Annotated in this window: 20 protein-coding genes and 1 pseudogene; 8 read left to right on the top strand and 13 right to left on the bottom strand. The window is 58.1% G+C overall.

Annotated elements, in window-relative coordinates; genetic code table 11:
• Positions 1–11: 11 nt before the first annotated feature.
• On the bottom strand, positions 12–251 hold the full coding sequence (locus tag ACYZT5_RS12135; protein WP_462051309.1) for a hypothetical protein: 240 nt from the start codon (positions 249–251) through the stop codon (positions 12–14).
• A 170-nt stretch (positions 252–421) separates the two neighbouring features.
• Here ACYZT5_RS12135 and ACYZT5_RS12130 point away from each other — a divergent pair, with 170 nt between their 5' ends.
• Positions 422–640 (top strand): hypothetical protein, encoded by a 219-nt coding sequence (locus tag ACYZT5_RS12130; protein ID WP_462051308.1) that lies wholly within the window; start codon positions 422–424, stop codon positions 638–640.
• Positions 641–709: 69 nt separating this feature from the next.
• Positions 710–1,045: a hypothetical protein gene (locus tag ACYZT5_RS12125; RefSeq protein WP_462051307.1), complete on the top strand. Its 336-nt coding sequence runs from the start codon at positions 710–712 to the stop codon at positions 1,043–1,045.
• Between the two features lie 3 nt (positions 1,046–1,048).
• Here the strand turns inward: ACYZT5_RS12125 and ACYZT5_RS12120 are convergent, their stop codons facing one another.
• The gene (locus ACYZT5_RS12120) at positions 1,049–1,618 is read right to left on the bottom strand and encodes an RrF2 family transcriptional regulator (RefSeq protein WP_462051306.1); all 570 of its coding nucleotides are present in this window, start codon (positions 1,616–1,618) and stop codon (positions 1,049–1,051) included.
• 293 nt (positions 1,619–1,911) lie between these two features.
• On the opposite strand from ACYZT5_RS12120, the gene ACYZT5_RS12115 reads away from it, so the two are divergent.
• The 4 genes from ACYZT5_RS12115 (at position 1,912) to ACYZT5_RS12100 (ending at position 6,514) form a co-directional block, all read left to right on the top strand.
• Complete coding sequence (locus tag ACYZT5_RS12115; RefSeq protein ID WP_462051305.1) at positions 1,912–3,114, top strand: NAD(P)/FAD-dependent oxidoreductase; 1,203 nt, start codon at positions 1,912–1,914, stop codon at positions 3,112–3,114.
• Positions 3,115–3,273: 159 nt separating this feature from the next.
• Positions 3,274–4,563: an NAD(P)/FAD-dependent oxidoreductase gene (locus ACYZT5_RS12110; protein WP_462051304.1), complete on the top strand. Its 1,290-nt coding sequence runs from the start codon at positions 3,274–3,276 to the stop codon at positions 4,561–4,563.
• A gap of 25 nt (positions 4,564–4,588) precedes the next feature.
• A complete protein-coding gene (locus ACYZT5_RS12105) occupies positions 4,589–5,143 on the top strand; it encodes a helix-turn-helix domain-containing protein (protein ID WP_033057731.1) in 555 nt (184 codons plus the stop codon).
• 24 nt (positions 5,144–5,167) lie between these two features.
• Positions 5,168–6,514 carry a glutamine synthetase family protein gene (locus ACYZT5_RS12100; RefSeq protein WP_462051303.1) on the top strand — a complete coding sequence of 449 codons (1,347 nt, stop codon included), beginning with the start codon at positions 5,168–5,170 and terminating at the stop codon, positions 6,512–6,514.
• A gap of 219 nt (positions 6,515–6,733) precedes the next feature.
• Here ACYZT5_RS12100 and ACYZT5_RS12095 read toward each other — a convergent pair whose 3' ends face one another.
• The 6 genes and pseudogenes from ACYZT5_RS12095 to ACYZT5_RS12070 all read right to left on the bottom strand — a co-directional run bounded on the left by ACYZT5_RS12095 (position 6,734) and on the right by ACYZT5_RS12070 (position 10,888).
• A complete protein-coding gene (locus ACYZT5_RS12095; protein WP_462052241.1) occupies positions 6,734–6,997 on the bottom strand; it encodes a hypothetical protein in 264 nt (87 codons plus the stop codon).
• Positions 6,998–7,144: 147 nt separating this feature from the next.
• A pseudogene (locus tag ACYZT5_RS12090) lies at positions 7,145–8,258 on the bottom strand (purine-cytosine permease family protein).
• Between the two features lie 5 nt (positions 8,259–8,263).
• Positions 8,264–8,941 carry a cysteine hydrolase family protein gene (locus ACYZT5_RS12085; RefSeq protein WP_462051302.1) on the bottom strand — a complete coding sequence of 226 codons (678 nt, stop codon included), beginning with the start codon at positions 8,939–8,941 and terminating at the stop codon, positions 8,264–8,266.
• Between the two features lie 90 nt (positions 8,942–9,031).
• Positions 9,032–9,184 carry a hypothetical protein gene (locus ACYZT5_RS12080; protein ID WP_462051301.1) on the bottom strand — a complete coding sequence of 51 codons (153 nt, stop codon included), beginning with the start codon at positions 9,182–9,184 and terminating at the stop codon, positions 9,032–9,034.
• A gap of 63 nt (positions 9,185–9,247) precedes the next feature.
• Positions 9,248–10,291 carry an LLM class flavin-dependent oxidoreductase gene (locus ACYZT5_RS12075; RefSeq protein WP_462051300.1) on the bottom strand — a complete coding sequence of 348 codons (1,044 nt, stop codon included), beginning with the start codon at positions 10,289–10,291 and terminating at the stop codon, positions 9,248–9,250.
• A 111-nt stretch (positions 10,292–10,402) separates the two neighbouring features.
• Positions 10,403–10,888: a flavin reductase family protein gene (locus ACYZT5_RS12070; protein WP_208667910.1), complete on the bottom strand. Its 486-nt coding sequence runs from the start codon at positions 10,886–10,888 to the stop codon at positions 10,403–10,405.
• A 325-nt stretch (positions 10,889–11,213) separates the two neighbouring features.
• Between ACYZT5_RS12070 and ACYZT5_RS12065 the strand changes: the two genes are divergently transcribed.
• Complete coding sequence (locus tag ACYZT5_RS12065; protein WP_462051299.1) at positions 11,214–12,620, top strand: purine-cytosine permease family protein; 1,407 nt, start codon at positions 11,214–11,216, stop codon at positions 12,618–12,620.
• A 116-nt stretch (positions 12,621–12,736) separates the two neighbouring features.
• On the opposite strand, the gene ACYZT5_RS12060 is transcribed toward ACYZT5_RS12065, so the two are convergent.
• From ACYZT5_RS12060 to ACYZT5_RS12040, 5 genes are all read right to left on the bottom strand, one after another.
• On the bottom strand, positions 12,737–14,053 hold the full coding sequence (locus ACYZT5_RS12060; protein WP_462051298.1) for an MFS transporter: 1,317 nt from the start codon (positions 14,051–14,053) through the stop codon (positions 12,737–12,739).
• A 121-nt stretch (positions 14,054–14,174) separates the two neighbouring features.
• A complete protein-coding gene (locus ACYZT5_RS12055; RefSeq protein WP_462051297.1) occupies positions 14,175–14,996 on the bottom strand; it encodes an enoyl-CoA hydratase in 822 nt (273 codons plus the stop codon).
• Complete coding sequence (locus tag ACYZT5_RS12050; protein WP_462051296.1) at positions 14,993–16,432, bottom strand: aldehyde dehydrogenase family protein; 1,440 nt, start codon at positions 16,430–16,432, stop codon at positions 14,993–14,995. Before ACYZT5_RS12050 ends, ACYZT5_RS12055 begins: the two co-directional genes overlap by 4 nt.
• Entirely contained in the window at positions 16,429–17,214 is a 786-nt protein-coding gene (locus tag ACYZT5_RS12045; protein ID WP_462051295.1) for an enoyl-CoA hydratase/isomerase family protein, read from the bottom strand. Before ACYZT5_RS12045 ends, ACYZT5_RS12050 begins: the two co-directional genes overlap by 4 nt.
• Positions 17,211–19,301, bottom strand: a complete 2,091-nt coding sequence (locus tag ACYZT5_RS12040) for an acetate--CoA ligase family protein (protein ID WP_462051294.1) — start codon at positions 19,299–19,301, stop codon at positions 17,211–17,213. Before ACYZT5_RS12040 ends, ACYZT5_RS12045 begins: the two co-directional genes overlap by 4 nt.
• A 170-nt stretch (positions 19,302–19,471) precedes the next feature.
• Here ACYZT5_RS12040 and ACYZT5_RS12035 point away from each other — a divergent pair, with 170 nt between their 5' ends.
• On the top strand, positions 19,472–20,368 hold the full coding sequence (locus ACYZT5_RS12035; protein ID WP_462051293.1) for a LysR family transcriptional regulator: 897 nt from the start codon (positions 19,472–19,474) through the stop codon (positions 20,366–20,368).
• Positions 20,369–20,471: the final 103 nt, after the last annotated feature.

Genomic DNA, 20,471 nt, shown 5'->3' with positions numbered 1-20,471 from the left:
CAGCGCTCCTGCTAATGAGTTTTCGTTCGAGTGATAATCTTGGCTTTCACTTCCTCGGCATAACCCTTCAGTCGTTCCTCATCTCCCTGAAACAAATCGCACAGCTTTTGGGCTGCTTGCGCATCCACATCATTGCCGGCCAGGCGTAGCTGCTCTGCGATGCGCAAAAGCTCTACCGCTGACCATCTCAAGTCCGACGCAACGCCTTGCAGGTCACGCCGAAGTTCGTTTTCAGATTCGTTAAGCCACATGATGACCTCCTGAAAGTCTCTGCTACGAAATTTTAGTCCCATTTCCCAAGTCAGGTCGTTTTGTTCGTCTGGGCCGTTGGCGTAGCCTTTTGTCGGGAAAATGAACGCGAACGAGCAGATCTGATGTCGTAGTGAGGTAGTGAATTTTCGCCAGGGCGAGGCAACTTCAAATGACGACCACCGATGACTTTCGATTTCACGCTCATGAGCTGATGGTTGATCTGGACGCGGCCACCACGGAAATGATGAAACTGATTTCCGCACATCAGCTGAGTGGCCCGGAATGGGAGCGGGTCACTCAATGGCAGCATGAAGCGTACGAAAGATGGATGACCTATCTCAACGAGAGGTCATATCCGGATCCGGGCGATAACAATGTCCCTCGCTGAGTGCTGTTCAGCGGATGGATGTCTGGACAGCGACGCGCTACATTCCTCTTTTCGGGATAAGGAAGCGTCATGCGCAAGTTGATTGGGGGGGCAGGGTTGGCGTTGCTGGCGGGCTGTTCGTTGCCCGCTTCCTTGGTGCCTGGTGAGCCCAATGTCAGCAAGTACAGCAACAAGGCGCCAAAAGACTATGCTGCGTGCGTTCTGCCGGCGTGGCAGCAGGAAATACCCAACACGACCCAATCGGCGATTTCCAACGGCTACAGGATCACGGCGCCGAGCATCATCACGGCCGACGAGATCGTGGATATCGTGAAATCGAAGGATGGCAGTCACGTATCGCTTTATCAGGGGCCGCCGTGGGCGAAATCAGGGGCGTTGCGTCAGGCAGTGCGTGATTGCCTGTAAGGTTTAGCCGGTGATATCGGTCACCTGGATGATCTGATCGTCGCTGGCCTGAGTGCTCGCGCTGATTTTCTTTTCCCGACGTTCGTTCATCCAGTTGTCCACCTGAGCATTGAATTGCGCCGGCGCTTTTCGTCCGACCTTCCTGGCGAGATCAAGAATGGTCTGCTGGGCGAGGGCGTCTTCCATGCGTTTCTGCGCGATCATCATGGCGGCATGCACCGAGCAGGGACCTGCCAGCGCCCACGCCGGCGCGGAACCTTCGAACAAGGCGCAACGCCCCCGAATCTCTCGGCAATCGAAGATCAGCTTCTGACCGTCGATGGCATTGACGATATCCAGAATGCTGATTTCGTCAGAAGGCCGGGCCAGCTTGAACCCACCGCGCACGCCTTCAGTGGCGACCACCAGTTTTGCCTTGGCCAGTTTGGTGAAAATTTTTGCCAGATAGTCCTGAGGTACGCCTTGCAGCTCAGCAAGGTCGCGCACGCTCGCCTCACGGGTGTCGCCGCAATTGCCCACCAAAAAAATCAGGCAATGAATGCCGTACTCAACGCCAGCGCTGTAAAGAGACATATCGATCTCCGACTAAAGTAGTCGTAAATTTTAGCAGCGGCAAGTGAGCTAAGCAATGAATCCGATCCTGTATTCACTGCGTCTTCTCTATCGTTGCGTTGCTGATTTGGCGGTTTACTGCTCTCCTGCGGACAAATCAAAATTTTCGATAGTAACCATCAGTAATTTCGTTTTGTGCCAAATAACTGGGATCAATATAGTCGTAGTTGTCAGGTCAGCAGTGGTAAGCATCCGCTACCGAAGAGCGTGACCTTCAACGAACTCATCACTTGGTCTTCTCCCCGGAGTTAAAAATGAAACAGCACATCTTGGTTATCGGCGCAGGTTTCGGTGGCATGTGGACGGCATTGAGCGCCACGCGTCTGTTCGACATTCATGGTCACAACGACGTTGAAGTGACCGTTCTGGCCCCTCAGGCTGAGCTGCGTGTGCGTCCGCGCTTCTACGAGCCGAATGCGCACCAACTGGCTGCGCCGATTGGCGAACTGTTTGATGCGGTCGGCGTGAAGTTCATCAAGGGTGCCGCGGAGACCATCGACGTTGCGCAAAAACGCGTCGGTTACGTCGATGCATCGGGCAATCAGCAAGTGTGCAGCTACGACAAACTCGTTCTGGCGACCGGCAGCCGCCTGGCACTGCCGAACACTCCAGGTGTGGCCGAACACGCCTTCGACGTCGACCAGATCGAACAGGCCGTACGCCTGGAAAATCACCTCAAATCCTTGGTCAACCTTCCAGAAAGCACAGCACGCAACACCGTAGTGGTGGCCGGTGGTGGCTTCACCGGGATTGAAACGGCGACTGAAATGCCTGCGCGTCTGCGTGCCATCCTGGGTGATCGTGCCGACATCGAAGTGATCATCGTTGATCGTGGCGAGAAAGTTGGCGGGTCCATGGGTGCCGAGATCGCCAAGTCGATCGCTGAAGCCAGTATTGAAACCGGCGTGAAATGGCGCTTGAAATCGTCGGTGGTCGCCGTCGATGAAAACGGCGTGACTCTCGCCGATGGTCAGCGCATTGATGCCAAAACCGTGGTCTGGACCACCGGTGTGCGCGCCAGCTCGCTGACCGAGCAGATTCCAGCCGAACGCGATCACCTGGGCCGTCTGCACGTCGACGCGCACCTGAAAGTCATTGGCCAGGAAGACATCTTCGCCACCGGCGACGTCGCCTACGCCGCCAGCGATGACATCGGCAACTTCGCATTGATGACCTGTCAGCACGCCATCTCGCTGGGTCGTCATGCCGGCAACAACGTTGCCGCACAGCTCCTGGGCGTGGATCCGACTCCGTATAGCCAGCCTAAATACGTGACCTGTCTGGATCTGGGCGCCTGGGGAGCGGTCTACACGGAGGGCTGGGACCGCCAGGTCAAGTTGATCAAGGAGGAAGCCAAGGCGCTGAAAACCCAGATCAACACGATGTGGATATACCCACCCGCGGCTGACCGTGTCACTGCGCTGGCTTCAGCGGATCCGATGATTCCTGCCGCCTGAAACGTTGGTAGCGTTGCTTTAATAACGCTGTCTGTTTGAAAAAAATCCCGCCCGGGTTCTCTTGGGCGGGATTTTTTTTGCGCCTTGAACGGTTGCGACTGTGAAATTTAACGTGTACTTTTTCATGAAATTATAAGTATAAAATTTCATGAGGCCCGCATGTTTCAGCAATCTACCCAGCACGTCGCCAGCTATTACGCCCACACCTGCGCGGATCGTCTGTTGGATCGAGCCCCTTTGCAGGGCGATCAGGACACCGAAGTGTTGATCATCGGGGCCGGCTTCAGTGGATTGCATACGGCGTTGCGTCTGGCCCTGGCCGGCAAACGCGTAACGTTGCTGGAAGCCAGTCGGGTGGCCTGGGCAGCCTCGGGCCGCAATGGCGGTCAGGCCATTCTCGGTTGGTCGTGTGATATGCCGCCGTTGGTGGCGGCGCTGGGTTATGAGCGTGCGCGCCGGTTATGGGACAGCATGCGCTGGGCTGCACGGGAGTTGCGAGACTTGCCCGCACGCCATGATTTCGATTGTGACTATCGGCCTGGCCACCTCTGGACGTCGGTGATGCCGCGACGGGTGAGTCTGCTGACAGAATGGCAGCACGAGGCCAGCCACAAGTGGGGCCACGATGGTTTGCAGTTCATTGCGCGCGAGGCGTTGCCGGAATGGGTCGCCAGTGAACGCTATCAGGCGGGCCTGTTTGATCCTGAAGGCGGGCATTTGAATCCGCTGAAACTGGCGCTCGGGCTGGCTGCGGCGATTGAACGTGCCGGTGGATGCATTCATGAACAGAGCAAGGCGCTGAGTTATCGCGAAGAAGGTGATCGTTATGTGGTCACCACTGAGCGCGGTCGCATTCATGCGGACGTGTTGGTGCTGGCGTGCAACGCCTATCTGGATCGGCTTGATCCGAAACTGTCGAGTTGCGTGTTGCCGGTCGGGACCTATCAGGTGGCCACCGCGGCACTTTCAGAGGAGCAGGCGAGCGCGTTGCTGCCGAGCAATGTGTGCGTCACCGACAATCAGTTTGTCCTCGATTATTTCCGCCGTACGCCGGACAACCGCCTGCTGTTCGGCGGTGGTTGCACCTATCTGGGTGGCATGCCGAAGGACATAGCGGCCGCGACGCGGCCTTATCTGGAGCGCGTATTTCCCCAGCTCAAGGGCGTCGAGCTGGATTTTGCCTGGGGAGGGCATATCGACCTCACCCTCAAGCGCACGCCTGACATCGGTCGACGTGGTGATCTCTACTGGCTACAGGGTTACTCCGGGCACGGCGTGCTGCCGACATTGGCCGGGGCCCGCGCCGTGTCCGACGCGATACTTGGCCAGCCGGATGAGCTGGCGTTGTACCAGGGTTTGATCAACGGCAGTTTTCCCGGTGGAAAGTATTTGGCAGCACCGCTGGAAGCCATCGGAAAGGCCTGGTATCGGCTGCGCGACAGCCTTTGAAGCATCAATTTCTGGAAGCCTTTAGATGGACATGCAAGAAGAAATCTCGGCGCTGGCGATCCTGATCCAGGACCTGCGCAAACACAAAAAATACACGCTGAAAGACTTGGCGGACAAAATCGGTCGTTCGGTGGGTTTTCTCTCGCAAGTCGAGCGGGGGCTGTCACGTCCCACGGTGGCGGACTTGACCGCCATCAGCGAAACCCTTGGCGTGCCGACCACTTATTTCTACAGCTTGCCCAAACCCATGGCATTGCCTTGGGTAACCCGCCCGGATGAGCGACGCACGCTGTATTACGCCGACGGGATTACCGACATCCTCGTTTCTCCAAAGATGAGGGCGTCCTTTTCAATGCTTGAAAGCCAACTGGAGCCCGGCGCCAGCAGTGGTGATCGGCACATGAATGACAGCTCGGAGCAGGGGGGCTATGTCCTCGAGGGGGAGCTGACGCTGTGGCTGGATGACGATCAACCAGTGACATTACGTGCCGGCGACAGTTTTCAGCTGGCCAGTCACACGCATTGTCGCTACGGCAACCTCACGGATCAGCTCACCCGAGTGCTTTGGGTTTACACCTGATAAAAACAACAAGGAACACTAACGATGGATGCTGTCTGCTCTGATCTGGTTGCTGAGGTTCGCGCGTTTCGTCAGCGCTTCCCACAGGTGCGTTACGTTGACCTGATTTCCCTGGATATTCCCGGGCATTTTTACGGTAAGCGCTACCCGATAGAAATGCTCGAGAAGGTCGCCGCGGGCAGCGTGCTCAAGCTGCCGCAAAACTGTGTGTTGCTGGGCACGCAGGGCGGTCTGTTCAAAATCGGCGACTACTGTTTTAACGACGGCGATCCGGATGCTCCCCGCCGACTGGTGCCCGGTACGCTCAAGCCTGTGAGCTGGGAAAAACAATTGCTGGGTCAGATGCTGATTACCTCAAGCGGTACCGAAAAGCCTATCGTCTTCGAGCCGCGCGAAGTGTTGGCGCAGGTGCTTGAGCGCCTTGGCCGAAAAGGGATTTTCCCCGTGGTCGCGTTCGAGCTGGAGTTCTATCTGTTCGATCGCCAGCTACGTGACGGCTTGCCACAGTTCCCTCGCGATCAGCTGACGGACGATGCCGATGATCAGCCGAATATGCACATCGAACGGCTGTCGAGATTTTCACCGGTACTCGATGAAATGGTCGAGACCACGCGGGCGCAAGGCATTGACACCACGGTGATCACTGCGGAGCTGGGCCCGGGCCAGTTCGAGATCAATTTTGGTCACCTTGACGACGGCCTGCGTGCGGCCGACTGGGCGGCGCTGTTTTGCCGCAGCACACGGGGAGTGGCCCTCAAGCACAATCACCGTGCCAGCTTCATGGCCAAACCCTACTTGCAGCACCCCGGTAGCGGCATGCATGTGCATGTGAGCCTTTATGACGAGGCCGGAAATAACCTGTTGGCCGCTAACGATCAGCAGGCGCTGCGCCATGCGGTGGCCGGTTGCCTTGAAGTGTTGCCGCATTGCATGCCGATCTTTGCGCCGAATCACAACGCAATGCGTCGCTTGAGTGGCACGGTGAACGTCGCGACGCGCGCCAGTTGGGGGTTTGAAGATCGTGACGCCTGCCTGCGGGTGCCTGAGTCGGACGCTAAAAATCTGCGCATCGAACATCGCCTGGCTGGCGCGGATGCCAATCCATATCTCGTGTTGGCGGCGATTCTAGTTGGGCTGGAGCAAGGTCTGGAAATCGGTCGTGAACCGATTGCATCCCTCAACGAAGATCGTGGCAGCGGTATCGACTTCCCGCTGGAGATGCTGGAGGCCGTGCGTTCGATGCAAAACAATGCGCAGCTGCGCGAAGGTTTGGGTGCGGAATTTGTGGATGTCTACTGCGAAAACAAGCGTCAGGACCATTTGGCATTCCTGCAGGACATCAGTGCGCGGGAGTATCGCTGGTACCTCTAAATCAGGCCTTGTTTCGATGCTCGTCCATAAAAATTGTGTGGATATTTAATGAGTTAGGCGTTTTAGTAACTGGACAGTGAATAAAAATATCTTGTTACAGGAAGAAATATTAAGTAATATTCGCCCCGCGTTCACCACCACGGTTTATGCATTTTGAGTCCCAGGCGTCCATCAGCTGCCTGGGATTTTTTTTGCCTGAAATTCGGCACTTGCTCAATTTCAGTGGACCGCCGAGGATCTCGGAACAGGCACGCGCTCATACCTGGAAACCGCTTTGATCCAGAAACGCCTATAAGTTGTTTTATCTGGGGCCAACGGCTTGTGGCTGGACCATACATGCTCGGCTTTTAAGCTGGCGCGATACGCCTCCCACTCCTTCTCCTCGGCGACTTCCTTAGCCTTGCGTTCATCATCGAACCAACCCAGTACATACACTTCGCCCTGATCGATGCCGTGCTCGATCAGTAGATAGATATCTTTCATCAGCTTTAACCCGCTGCTACTCATTCCAGGATCCCCAGACGATGGGGCATTGTCCTGACTATCGGCAAGTATTTTCGATTGTTGAGTTTTATCGATGAATGGCAAGGCACAGCACCGGCCTTGACCGGCGCTATGCCCTTCAGTGATCTACGGCAGCGCTTCACCCACGATCGGCGCACGCTTGGCGAGTTTCATCAGCCAGTAGTAGCTCAGGGCGGGCACCAGCAACCCGACGATCCAGGCCAGGTCTACGCCATCCAGGGCGTTGGCTACCGGGCCCACATACAACGTGGTGTTCATGAAAGGGATTTCCAGGGCGATCGCCAGCAGGAAACTGCCACAGGCGATCCAGTTGATGCGCCCGTAGATCCCGTCCATGTCGAAGATGTCATCGATCCGGTACTGACCTTTGCGCAGGCAGTAGTAGTCCACCAGATTGATGGCCGTCCATGGGATCAGGAAATAGCTCATGAAGAATATGAAGTTGAGGAAGAAGGTGATGAAGTCGTCCTGACTGATGGTGCACAAGGCTGTGGCCACCAGGCTGATCACCAGCATGAACAGGCCGCGCACCCGAGGCGTCACCTTGAGCCGGGCAAAGGGTTCGATCACGGTGATGGTCGACATGAAGGCGCCGTACAGGTTGAAGACGTTGATCGACACCTGGCCATAGAGGATGAAGACGAATAGCAGCAGCGCGCCGCCACCAAACAGCCCGGCGACATGGCTGCCGACGTTGCTGGAAAAGTCGCTGATACCGACGCTGAGGATCGCCCCGAGAATCATCATCCAGGCACCACCGCTGACCGTGCCGGCGTAGCTGTACCAGAACACTTTTGCGGTCGGCGTGCTGCTCGGCAGGTAACGCGAGTAGTCAGCCACGTAAGGCGCGTAGGACAGTTGCCAGGTCACGGCAATGCTCACCGCCACCAGAAATTTCGACAACGAGAAGCCCGTTGGCAGCCATTGTTCGGCCGGGATCGGCAGATGCAAGGCGAGCACCGTAGCGGCGATGAACACCAGCAGCGAAAGCAGCGACAGACATTTCTGCAGACGATGAATCAGTCGCCCCCAACAGCGAGCCGATGATGATTGCCAACGCACTCCAGAACAGATTCAGCCCCATCACCACCGGCAACACGCCGGAAGCAATAGTGGTGATGTTCATGTTGGCGCCGAACCAGATGAAGAACAGCGAGCCGGGTTGGCCATGGCGTTCAGCCTCGGGGATGAAATCGATGCTTCTTTTTTCGACTTGCATGGCGATCACTCCTGAGTCCGGACGAGGTGGGTGTGCAGACGGGCGATGGTGCTTTCCAGCTCATGGGGCTGGTGGGCAAACAGGTCCGGGCGCTCGGGGATCAGGCTGAGATAGTCGCGGTTTTCCAGGGCTCGCAGGCATTGGGCGCAGGTCAGGATTTCCAGGGCGTAGACCCAGTTGGCCATGATCAACAGCGCCGAGTAATGTCCTGCGAGGGTGGTCGTGGTGCAGGCGTCGTTGACCAGACGAATGTGATAACCCAGGGCGAAGGCATCGAACACCGTGCTGAGCACACAGACATCGGTCAGCACGCCGCAGACGATCAGGGTATCGACCCCGAATGCCTTGAGTCGGACATCCAGGTCAGTGCGGTGGAAGGCACTGTAGCGGCCCTTGTCGACAATGAGTTCATCAGGCCGCGGTGCCAGACGTTCGATGATTTTCACTTGCCGGGTACCGGCGCGGTAACTGCTTGGGCCACCATCGGGCGCTCGCGGTTCGCCGCGCGGCAAGTCACTGCCGTCGGCCTGATTGATGTGGCGGGTATAGATGACAGGCACCCGCTGACGACGGGCGGTCTCCAGCAGAGCGGCGGTATGGGCTACCACCGTGTCGACGTTTTCCAGGACGAAACCGTCCTCCTGCTGCATGTCGATGATCAACAGCGCGTTTTTATTGTTCATTGAGCAAACCTGATCATGGGCGAAGCACAATGCACCGGACACGCCTCGCGATGACGAGACGTGGGTGCGTGAATTCCAGTTCGGGTGGGCTCAGTGAATTATTTGCCAGAAGCCGTTCTGCTTGGCGGTAACGCTGGCGCGCAGGCGCTTGAAATGGAGATGCGAAGCGGTCCATTCGCCGCGCAGATAAGCCTGCTTGGCGCCGGAGGGAAGGGCGAGTGATGGGAGACGACCGTTCAGCATTGGAATCGACCCTACACGTCAGTCAGCCCCCCGGCTTCGCGTCCGAGGGGCAGGGTGGCGGGCTCAGCGAAACGCTGGCACCACGTGTTTGATAAACAGCTCCAGGGATTTTTTCTTCTCCGCGTGGGGCAGGCTGTTATCGCACCAGAAGCTGAACTCGTCGACCCCCAGTTCCTGGTAATACTTGATGCGCGGGATGATTTCTTCCGGGGTGCCGATCATGGCGGTCTTGTGCAGACTCTCCAGTTCGAACTCCGGACGAGCGGCGAATTTTTCTTCCGGGCTCGGCGCCAGGAAGCCGTTAACCGGCACTTCCTTGTTGCCGAACCAGGCATCAAAGGTGCGATAGAACTTCGAGATCGCCTTGGCCCCGACTTTCCAGCCTTCCGGGTCATCGACCGCGTGGACGTGGGTGTGACGCAGCACCATCAGTTGCGGGCGCGGCACGTCCGGGTTGTTGTCCAGGGCGGCCTGGAATTTGTTCTTCAGGTCGAGGACTTCTTCGTCGCCCTTCATCAGCGGCGTGACCATGACGTTGCAGCCGTTGGCCACCGCGAAGTTGTGCGAGTCCGGGTCGCGAGCGGCGATCCACATCGGCGGATTAGGCTTCTGGATCGGCTTCGGCACGCTGGTGGAGGTCGGGAATTTCCAGATATCGCCATCGTGAGCGTAGTCGCCTTGCCACAGGGCGCGCACCACCGGGACCATCTCGCGCAGCGCTTGACCGCCGGAAGAGGCGGGCATGCCGCCGGCCATGCGGTCGAACTCCACCTGATAGGCACCACGGGCCAGACCGACTTCCATGCGGCCGTTACTGATAACGTCCAGCAGTGCGCATTCACCGGCGACCCGCAACGGGTGCCAGAACGGCGCGATGATAGTGCCGGCGCCGAGGTGAATGGTAGTGGTCTTGGCGGCCAAGTAGGCCAGCAGCGGCATCGGGCTCGGCGAGATGGTGTATTCCATGGCGTGGTGTTCGCCGATCCAGACGGTGCTGAAACCGCCGGCTTCGGCCATCAGGGTTAGTTCGGTCAAGTCTTCGAACAACTGACGGTGGCTGACGCTTTCGTCCCAACGTTCCATGTGCACGAACAGGGAAAACTTCATGACGCTTACCTCGGATCTTTTGTTGTTGGCCGGTCGATCGGGAGTCGGCAGGCTGATTATTGGAGTATCGAAATTCGCAATGTACGCAAAATATTTCTGAGTAGTGTCGAATCAGGCGAACACGGGCAGGGCGCCCATCTTGCCGTGGCAATACACGAGTGGCCCGGCGTTCTGCTGGGGCACGATCAGATTCTTCACCGCGCCGACCATGATTGCGTGGTCGCCCCCTTCATATTCGCGCCACAACTCGCATTCAATGACCGCCGTGGCATTGGCCAGAATCGGGTTGCCCAGTTCACTCAAGGTCCATTCGATGCCTTGCGCCTTGTCTTTGCCTTTGCGCGCGAAGGCATAGGCTTCGCTCTGCTGGCCGCCGGACAGGACGTGAATGGCAAAGCGTTTGTTCTTGATCAGGACCGGATAGGAATCGGAGCTGTAGTTGGGGCAGAACAGCACCAGGGCCGGGTCCATGGACAGCGAGCTGAAGGCGCTGGCGGTCAGGCCGACGATTTGGCCGTCGTCATCCAGCGTGGTAATCACAGTCACCCCGGAAGGAAACGAACCCATCACTTGTTTGTAGATGGCGGCATCGATCATGGGACGGTCCTCTGGCGGTGTAGTACGGGTTTTTATGTGTTTGTAGGTCTGATGGTATACCGTAATACATAGTTTGCAAGGGCTTTTTTTTCTGACCGATAAACGTGCGTATTTGGTCTTTTAGTCAATGTTTACTGGGCTTTTAGCCAGTCTTTGCGGGCGCTGAGGCACCAGGATTACGGGGCAGATGGACGCTAAAAGACCGGGTCAGTCTTGTTAAAAAGATGGAATACCATAATATGACAGGCATCTGAGGGGTGGCCAAAGAGCTCCCCCGGTTTGGCTTCGTACAACTATAAGATCAGACAAACTAGAGTTCATGCACATGTCCCAGATGTCCCGGCAAGACCCCCTGATCGAGAATCACACGGTCGATTACGTCCCACTCGCGGAACGCCACGGGAAGGCCCGCGACCTTTTCACTTTATGGTTCAGTACCAACATCGCGCCGTTGCCCATCGTGACCGGCGCCATGGTGGTTCAAGTGTTCCACCTCGACCTGTTCTGGGGTCTGCTGGCGATTGCTCTCGGGCATATGGCTGGCGGTCTGGTGATTGCCCTCGCGTCGGCCCAGGGGCCGCGCATGGGGATTCCGCAGATGGTTCAGAGCCGCGGCCAGTTCGGCCGTTATGGTGCGCTACTGATCGTGTTCTTTGCGGCGATCATCTACATCGGCTTTTACATCTCCAACATCGTGTTGGCCGGCAAGTCGATTGTCGGCATCGCGCCTTCGGTTCCGGTGCCGGCGAGCATCCTCATCGGCGCCCTCAGCGCCACCGCGATCGGGGTGATCGGTTACCGCTTCATTCACACCCTCAATCGCATTGGCACCTGGGTCATGGGCAGTGCCTTGCTTGCCGGTTTTCTTTACATCTTCGCCCATGACCTGCCGGCAGACTTCTTCACTCGCGGCGGTTTCAACCTGTCGGGCTGGCTGGCAACGGTGTCGTTGGGAATCATCTGGCAGATCAGCTTCTCGCCTTATGTGTCGGATTACTCGCGTTACCTGCCGGCGGATATCGGCATTGCGCGGCCATTTTTCGCTACGTATCTGGGCGCGACATTGGGCACCATTCTGTCGTTTACCTTTGGCGCGGTGGCGGTCCTGGCAACCCCGGAAGGCACCGAGGCGATGGTCGCGGTGAAGCAATCCACCGGTTGGCTGGGGCCGATTTTGATGGTGTTGTTTCTGCTCAACATCATCAGCCACAACGCCTTGAATCTGTATGGCGCGGTGCTGTCGATCATCACCTCGATCCAGACCTTCGCCAGCCAGTGGACGCCGAGCATCAAGCTGCGAGTGGTGCTGTCGAGTGGGGTGCTGGCGGGTTGCTGTTTTATCGCATTGGGCGCTTCGGCGGATTTCATCTCGCAGTTCATCGGGTTGATTCTGGCGCTGTTGCTGGTGTTGGTGCCTTGGGCGTCGATCAACCTGATTGATTTCTACGTGATCAAGCGTGGCCATTACGATATCGCCTCGATCTTCCGTGCTGATGGCGGGATTTACGGGCGGTTCAATCTGCATGCGATTGTTGCGTATTTCATCGGGATTATCGTGCAGCTGCCGTTTGCCAATACGTCGTTGTATGTCGGGCCGTATGCCAATCTGGTGGAAGGTGCTGACCTGTCGTGGCTGGTGGGGCTGGTGGTGACTTGTCCGTTGTATTACTGCCTGGCGACGCGTGGGCAGGTGCAAGAGAGCAAGGCAGCGAAACTGGGTTACACAAACTAGCGCCCGACTTGAGTTCGTCTGGAATGCCCGGCCTCTGCCGGGCATTTTTATTTGCGGGATATGTACCCCAACTTTAGGTGAACAGCATCACGGCACCTGCCGGGCATTTTCACCTCTCACCGATTGACCAGCTTGGCGGGTACAAATACCAGGATGATCATTGCCGACACGAACACGCAGCCGGCGACGATCACAAGCCCGGTCGTCATCGATTGAGTCAGGTCCTTCAAGAATCCCAACAATGCAGGACCGGCAAAACTTGCCAGGTTACCTGTCGAATTGATCAGTGCAATGCCTGCTGCCGCCCCCGCACCACCCAGAAATGACGTTGGAAGCGCCCAGAACATCGGCAGCGAAGTGATGATCCCGGCGGTCGCGATGATCAGTCCGGTAATGGCCAACCACGGCGTCGAGGGGAAGAACGCGCAGATCAGAAACCCTGGTACCGCCACCAGCAGCGGAATAACCGCATGCCAACGACGCTCACGATGACGGTCGGAGCTTTTGCCCGCCAGATACATGCCGAGCAATGCTGCCAGATACGGCACTGCCGAAATGGCGCCGATCATCCTGGGGTCAGCGATACCTGAGTTGCTGATGATACTGGGCTGCCAGAAGCCGATGGTGCTGGTGCCCATGACCAATAAAAACAGGATTGCGCACATCAGCCAGACTCTGCCACCCAGCAATCCTTGGCGCACCGAACTGTGGGTCTTGGTGCTGTTGTCGTGTTTGATTTCTTCTGCCACCAATGTCCTTTCTGCTTCGCTCAGCCAATGAGCGTCGTCGACTTTGTCGGTGAGAAAGAACAGCACAACAACACCCAGTACCAGCGCGGGCGCAGCTTCAATAATGAACAGCCATTGCCAGCCCGCCAGACCCTGCACGGCATTCATGGTGTGCAGGATATAGCCTGATACCAGGCCGCTCAGTATTCCGGAAACCGGATTGCCCGCCATCAACAGCGCGACCATCTTGCCCCGTCGATGGGCCGGAAACCAAAGGGTGAGGTAGAGCACGATGCCAGGGAAAAAGCCTGCTTCAGCAATGCCCAGGAAAAATCGCGCGATGTAGAACTGCATGGGCGTCTGAACCAGCGCGGTAGCCGCCGAGATGAGCGACCAGGTGATCATGATCCGAGCGATCCAGCGTCGCGCGCCGACGCGGTGCAGGATCATGTTGCTGGGCACTTCGGCGAAGAAGTAGCCGATGAAGAAAACGCCGGCGCCAAGGCCGTAGACCGCATTGCTGAAGGACAGGTCGTTGAGCATGGTCAGCTTGGCAAAGCCGACGTTGATCCTGTCCAGGTAACTGACGACGTAGCAAAGAAACAGCAATGGCATGAATCGCCACATTATTTTCTTGAACGTTGATTCGGCGAGGGCAGGGCTCTGCACGCCGGCGTGTTGCTCTGCTGAATTGAGAATAGTCATCGCTGACTCCTTGTTATTGTTATGGAGTACTCGTGATACCAATGCCCTGTGATCGCCAGCGGAACAGTCGAAGGGATTATCCGTTGGCGATTGTGGCAGTTCTGAAGGCTTTCCAGATAAATCAGGTGCCGCTGAAGCGTGCCGGTCGTCGTTCTATGAAGTGCGCCACACCTTCCTTGAAGTCATCGCTCTGAATGCTCAGGAACATCTCGCGGTTAGCCTGCGCGATGGATTCCGTGAGTGCCTGGAAAGGCGATTCACCCAACTGCTGTTTGATCACTCGCACAGAGCGAGGCGAAACATTGAGTGCCAGTTCTTCGGCGTAGTTCAGCGTTTGATCCAACAGGGTGTCCGGCGAAAACAGTCGCTCGACCAGCCCCATGCTCAATGCCTCTTGCGCCGTGACCTTGCGTGAAGAGAACAACAAGTCAGCCGCGTGGCCCGGCCCGACAATGCGCGGCAGCAGCCAGGCAATGCCATGCTCTGCAATCAACCCGCGTTTGGCGAAGGCAGTGGAAAACACCGCGGACGCACTGGCGAAGCGCATGTCGCTATACAGCGCCAGCACCAATCCCAATCCCGCTGCGGCGCCGTTGATCGCGCTGATGACGGGTTTGCGTACCCCCGGAAAATACGAATAGCGGCTTTGATAGTCGGCACGACGGTTCATGTCGTAGGGTCGCATCCAGGCCATTTCGCTGATGTCGTCGGGTGGCAGCACCTCAAGTTCATCAATGTCCATGCCGGCGCAAAATGCTCGACCGCTGCCGGTCAGCACGATGACGCGAACGCTGTCGTCGCGGTCCATCCGGGCGAACGCTTCACGCAGTTCCGCCTCCATCACCTTGGTCAGCGCATTCATCTTGTCCGGGCGCATCAGCGTCACCAGTGCGACATGCTCCTGAGCCCCGAAGCGGCTCAGTTCGATCTGCTTAAAGGTCATGATTTTTCCCTCGTGCCTGCAACGGGCATTTGAATGGCCCGTATCTCCACAAACTCCTCGACTCCGTACGTCCCGCCTTCACGACCCAGACCCGAATCGCCGAAGCCGCCGAAAGGTGCTGCCGGGTTATACGGCGCGCCATTGACATCGACCTGACCCGCGCGTAATTGACGGGCGAGGCTCAGCGCATGGTCGGTATCGCCTGCCCACACAGCAGCGGCCAGGCCATAGGCCGTGCCGTTGGCAATGTCGACTGCCTGCTGTTCACTTTCGTAGGTGATGACGCTGAGCACCGGGCCAAACACTTCCTGCTGCGCGAGCGCCGATTGTGGCGAGACGCGACCGAAAATGGTCGGAGCAATGAAGTAACCGCTCGCAGGCACTGGCGCGCGGCTGCCGCCTGCAATCAGGTCAAAACCTTGAGATTCACTGTCTGTGATCATCGCGTGTACACGATCCCGATGCGCCGCTGACACCAGGGGGCCCATGCGCGTGGTTGAGTCCATGGGATCTCCTAATGTCAGGCGTGTCACAGCGTCGACCAGTAACGCGCGATAGGTGTCATACAGCTCAACGGGAACGATCAGGCGGGTCAGCGAGTTGCAGGATTGTCCTGAGTTGAGAAAACACGATCCAGCCACCTGACGAACCACGCTTTCAGCGGGGGCATCCGCAGTCGCGATACAGGCTGATTTACCTCCCAATTCCAGGGTCACACGCTTCAACGCCTGACCTGCCGAGGCTGCGATACGTCGGCCTACTGCTGTGGACCCGGTGAAGGACAGCAAGGCAATATCGGGATGATCGACGAGCGCCTGGCCCGTAGCCGCATCCCCCATGACAATGTTCAGCACGCCATCAGGCAAGCCCGCGGCCAGCGCGGCTTCACCGAGTGCGCGTGCCGTACAAGGTGCCAGCTCCGAAGGTTTGAGGACCACGGTGCAACCGGCGACCAATGCTGCCGCAACCTTGCCGGTGATCTGATGCAAGGCGTAGTTCCACGGCGTGATTGCACCGACGATTCCGACCGGAACCTGGGTGATGGTGGAGTGCCCGACTGAGGCATCCGCCAAACACTCGACGGCAAGATCAGCCGTCGCACGCCACGCCTGAATAGGCATCTGCACCTGTATCCGCTGTGACAGCTTGAGCGGCATGCCGACCTCAGCGGCGATCCCTTGCGCAAGCCGTTCAACCTGCTCTTCCAATTGATCGGCGATGCCGCGAACGTAGTCAGCTCGTGTGCGGACAGGTAACGCAGACCATGAGGCGAAGGCCGCTTTAGCCGCCTGAACCGCGAGGTTGATTTCTGCAGGGGTGCCGTGGGCTACCCGTCCAAGCTCAGCTTCGCTTGCAGAGTCGTAGACCCTTGTGTTGTCGGCAGATTGCGCCGCCGTCCAGGTTCCATTGATCAGGTGATGTTGATAGGCAGTCATGGCGTATTTCCTTTGCGTGCACGCGCGTCCAGAAACGCGCTCATCAAGGTCTGGGGCTCGCCGCTGGCGTAGCACTCAAGCTGCGCGCGAATGCCTGCGGTACAGGCGTCATCGAAGCCCGGCTGGGTCATCGCCCGGAAGCGTTGTTTGGATAACCGGATGGCTGTTGCTGGTTGTTGTGCCATTGAGCGGGCGCGAACGATTGCAGCGCCGAGGACGTCTGACGCATGCAGCTCTGTCACCAGCCCAATTTCATGAGCACGCTGTCCGTTGATCAGTTCGCCCGACAAAGACAGCTGCGTGTTATGGGTCAGGCTGACGTGCAGCGACAACAAGTAGGAGCCAACGATGCTGGCCAGGCCGGCTTTCACCTCAGGCTGACCAATCCGGGCATCCGGTGAGGCGATGCGCCAGTCGCCGCACAGTGCCAATTGCATCCCGGCGCCGGCCGCCACGCCGTTGATGGCGACCACACAAGGTTTGTCCAGGTCGCGCACAGCCTGGTACATGGCGCGTTGCGCGTTCAGCCAAGGGGCAATCTGTTTCCAGTCGACTGTGTTGGCTTCTTCCAGATCCTGTCCGGCACAAAACGCCCGGTCACCGGCACCGGTCAGTACAACGGCTTTTACCACCGGATCCTGGTTGAGCTGCTCCAGCGTCGCGATCAATGCGCTGCGCAGACTTTGATTGACAGCGTTCAGATTGGCGGGTCGATTGAGCGTGACCAGCGCAACCTGATCCTCGATCTCCACCAGGACGCTGCGTGGGTTGTCGCTGCTCATGGTGCCTCCCGGTATTCAATAACGGCGTCGACTGCCACAACCCCGTCGGCCATGACCATGACCGGATTGACGTCAACGCTCAGCAGATTCGCCTGGTGTTGCAGGGCAAAGTTGCCCAGTGCCACCGCCGCACGGGCCAGCGCAGGTGCGTCGAGCGCGGGCTGACCGCGTGCGCCGTCGAGCACCGGGGCGATGCGCAGTCGACGGATCGCGTCCAGCGCCTGCGCCTCAGTAAACGGGGCGAGCAACGAAACAGTGTCCTTGCGGATCTCGACCAGGGTGCCCCCTTCACCGATCACCACCAGCGGGCCGAACAGCGGGTCTACGACCACGCCTAGCATGAATTCATGCAGTCCTTTGACTGAGCGGGCCACGATCAGCCGCCCATGGGGAACACCCAGTGTGTCCAATGCAGCCAGGCAGAGGCGCGCCGCGTCAGAAGCTGCCTGCGGATCGGCGAGATTGAGATGCACCAGACCGTGTTCGCTCTTGTGCGGCACTTGTGCGGCGCAACCCTTGATCACGACGCGCCCGCCGAAATCAGCAGCGATACGCGCGGCGCTTTCGGGGTCATGGCACACCACGTGTTCGACCACCGGCACGCCGGCATCTGCCAGCAGGGCCAGGCTGTCAGCCTCGTCAAGCAGGCCGGCATACGAACCCGGCGCTGTAGCCGTGGGAGCGGGCAGGGGTGAACCTTGCCATTGGCAATGTTGGGCATACTGACGAAGCGCCGACACCGCATCGCTTTCGTTGCGAAAACTCGGCACGCCCACGTGTTGGAAATGTGCTCTGACATCCGCCTGAGGCGCCGTCATGACGACTGGTTTGCCGGTTCGCCGCATGAATCGCGCCGTCGTCTGAGCGAGTCCCGGCACGTCGTAGCCTGGGCCTGCGACCGGAATGCCGATGAGAAACATGTCAGCTTCCGCGTCTTCACCAAGGGCATCGAGAACGGCCGGGAACATCTCGCCGTTGCCGAGCAGGGCGGCCGTCAGGTCCAGTGGGTTGGCGGCGCAGGCGAAGTCGGGAATGAGGCCTTTCAGACGTTCTCGGGTATTGATAGCCAATTCGGTCAGTGGCAACCCGACACGCTCGGCGGCATCGGCGCACAGCACACCGACCGCGCCGCTGTGGCTCATCACGACTGTCCGGCCAGCACCCGGCGCAAAGCCATTCAGGTAAAGCGGTGCTGCGTTGACCAGCTCATGAATATCGTGGGCACGCCAGATGCCATGCTTGTCGAGAAAGGCATCAAGTGCCCCGTCCTGACCCACCATTGCGCCAGTGTGGGACGCTGCCGCTGCCGCGCCTTTATCGCTGACGCCACCTTTAAGCAGCACAATGTGACTACCGTTTTGACGGGCCACTTGCGCGGCTTGCGCCAGTAATTGCGGGTTGGAGACTGTTTCTACATACACCAGAATCAGGCGAATCTGTGGGTCGTCCACGAGCAGTCGAGTCAGCTCCGACACCCCCAAATCCGCATCATTACCGGTGGCTGCCAGATAGCGAACGCCATAGCCCTGTTCACGCAACATCGCGTAAGGCATGACACTCGCTGCACCGCTTTGGCTGACGATGGCGATGGGGCCGTCCGCCGGCATCACTTCCATGAACATGGTGCTGAAGTTCAGCACCGCGCCGTTGGCGAAATTGGCGATACCTTGAGCGTTGGGGCCGATCAAGCGCATTCCATGCAAGCGAGCGAAGTCCACCAGTTCATTCTGCAATTGGCGGCCGCTTTCGCCGGTCTCGGCAAAACCGGAGGCCATGACCACTGCGGTCGCGACGCCCAGTCGTGCGCACGCCTTGATCGCCTCCACTGCCGCCAGTCCAGAGACGGCGATGATGGCTGCCTGCGGGATAACGTCGAGTGCGCCGAGATCGGGATAGCACCGGATGCCTTGAACCGAATCGCGCTTGGGGTTGATGGGCAAGATGCGGCCGGTGTAACCGAACTTGCGCAGGTAGTGAATGGGCCGTCCGCCCACTTTGTTGGGGTCGTCAGACGCACCGATGATGGCGACGCTGGAGGGGTCGAACAGCGATAAAACTGCCGAGCCACTTTTATTGTTATGGGCCATGGGGCTTCTCGATTCTGAGGGTTGGCTTCAGGTCTGATTCGAGTCTAGGGAGCCCTAGCGCTATCTGGAAGTGTCATATCAGCGATATCAGATAGATCAAATAGAGATGGCTTGGGCGTGGCGTATGGCTTATGTTTTGACGACTGAAACAGCGTGAGAACCGGGCGTCGATGAACCTCAAACAACTGCAAAGCGTGCTTCTGATGGACGAGCTGGGTTCAATCTCCCGGACTGCCGTTGCGTTAGGCACGGCTCAATCGTTGGTCAGTCGCCAATTAGCGCAACTCGAGACCGAGTGGGGCGATCAACTGTTCGTGCGCACCGGGCGGGGGCTGGTCGTGTCGGATTTCGGGCGGCTTGTACTGCCGGAAATTCGTCTGCTTATGGAGCAGGCAGAGCGGCTTGAAACCCTGGTCAGAGAATCGGCAGGCATACCAGCAGGCACCGTACATATTGGTGTTCTGCCATCGATGTCGCGCAGGCTGCTGCCGTCGCTGTTCACGGAGTTACAGAAACATGCGCCTGCTGTACGCCTGCATGTGGTGGAAGGTTTCAGCGGCGATCTTGATGAAAAGCTGGCAGCGGGTGAGCTGGATTTGATTGTCGTTAACCGGTACGGGGTTTCCAACGCGCGCGATGAAGAGACGTTAGGTATTGTTGACACCTATCTGGTAGGCAAAGCCGGAAGCCTGGCGGGGCATGGGCAACAGATTGCGTTCGCCGCATTAGCGGATTTTCCGCTGATTCTGCCGTCTCGCCCTAACGGATTGAGGACCACTCTTGACCAGTTGGCGCGCAAGCATCAAGTCGCGTTGAATGTGGTCATCGAGGTCGACACGCTGAATGCAATGAAGGACGTTGCAGCGGGTGGAGGGGCGTTTACTATCCTGCCGTTTCTGGCCATACAGGAAGATGTCGAGCGTGGGTTGCTGGACGCGGTGCGGATCAAGAAACCGGAGATCAAGCGAACGATTGCGTTGGCTTTTACCCGACAACATCCACTGTCGAAGGCCGCCAGAGTGGTGGGTGGGTATGTGCGTGAGTCGGCTAAATCGCTGCTTGCGTAGCGGGTAATGTCGGGCAATGGGTTTCCGGCCGGGCTGTTTGATTGTGTACATATCCGTTACCAAAGCAACGGATATGTACCCCAACCCAAAAAGCAAAAAAAAG

Source organism: Pseudomonas sp. LB3P14, from assembly GCF_054898045.1.
This window is presented reverse-complemented; position numbering and strand designations above follow the sequence as displayed.

Bases quoted from the DNA above. Each gene is read 5' to 3' on its own strand.
- ACYZT5_RS12135 (WP_462051309.1), bottom strand. From the start codon at position 251: ATGTGGCTTAACGAATCTGAAAACGAACTTCGGCGTGACCTGCAAGGC.
- ACYZT5_RS12130 (WP_462051308.1), top strand. From the start codon at position 422: ATGACGACCACCGATGACTTTCGATTTCACGCTCATGAGCTGATGGTT.
- ACYZT5_RS12125 (WP_462051307.1), top strand. From the start codon at position 710: ATGCGCAAGTTGATTGGGGGGGCAGGGTTGGCGTTGCTGGCGGGCTGT.
- ACYZT5_RS12120 (WP_462051306.1), bottom strand. From the start codon at position 1,618: ATGTCTCTTTACAGCGCTGGCGTTGAGTACGGCATTCATTGCCTGATT.
- ACYZT5_RS12115 (WP_462051305.1), top strand. From the start codon at position 1,912: ATGAAACAGCACATCTTGGTTATCGGCGCAGGTTTCGGTGGCATGTGG.
- ACYZT5_RS12110 (WP_462051304.1), top strand. From the start codon at position 3,274: ATGTTTCAGCAATCTACCCAGCACGTCGCCAGCTATTACGCCCACACC.
- ACYZT5_RS12105 (WP_033057731.1), top strand. From the start codon at position 4,589: ATGGACATGCAAGAAGAAATCTCGGCGCTGGCGATCCTGATCCAGGAC.
- ACYZT5_RS12100 (WP_462051303.1), top strand. From the start codon at position 5,168: ATGGATGCTGTCTGCTCTGATCTGGTTGCTGAGGTTCGCGCGTTTCGT.
- ACYZT5_RS12095 (WP_462052241.1), bottom strand. From the start codon at position 6,997: ATGAAAGATATCTATCTACTGATCGAGCACGGCATCGATCAGGGCGAA.
- ACYZT5_RS12085 (WP_462051302.1), bottom strand. From the start codon at position 8,941: ATGAACAATAAAAACGCGCTGTTGATCATCGACATGCAGCAGGAGGAC.
- ACYZT5_RS12080 (WP_462051301.1), bottom strand. From the start codon at position 9,184: ATGCTGAACGGTCGTCTCCCATCACTCGCCCTTCCCTCCGGCGCCAAG.
- ACYZT5_RS12075 (WP_462051300.1), bottom strand. From the start codon at position 10,291: ATGAAGTTTTCCCTGTTCGTGCACATGGAACGTTGGGACGAAAGCGTC.
- ACYZT5_RS12070 (WP_208667910.1), bottom strand. From the start codon at position 10,888: ATGATCGATGCCGCCATCTACAAACAAGTGATGGGTTCGTTTCCTTCC.
- ACYZT5_RS12065 (WP_462051299.1), top strand. From the start codon at position 11,214: ATGTCCCAGATGTCCCGGCAAGACCCCCTGATCGAGAATCACACGGTC.
- ACYZT5_RS12060 (WP_462051298.1), bottom strand. From the start codon at position 14,053: ATGACTATTCTCAATTCAGCAGAGCAACACGCCGGCGTGCAGAGCCCT.
- ACYZT5_RS12055 (WP_462051297.1), bottom strand. From the start codon at position 14,996: ATGACCTTTAAGCAGATCGAACTGAGCCGCTTCGGGGCTCAGGAGCAT.
- ACYZT5_RS12050 (WP_462051296.1), bottom strand. From the start codon at position 16,432: ATGACTGCCTATCAACATCACCTGATCAATGGAACCTGGACGGCGGCG.
- ACYZT5_RS12045 (WP_462051295.1), bottom strand. From the start codon at position 17,214: ATGAGCAGCGACAACCCACGCAGCGTCCTGGTGGAGATCGAGGATCAG.
- ACYZT5_RS12040 (WP_462051294.1), bottom strand. From the start codon at position 19,301: ATGGCCCATAACAATAAAAGTGGCTCGGCAGTTTTATCGCTGTTCGAC.
- ACYZT5_RS12035 (WP_462051293.1), top strand. From the start codon at position 19,472: ATGAACCTCAAACAACTGCAAAGCGTGCTTCTGATGGACGAGCTGGGT.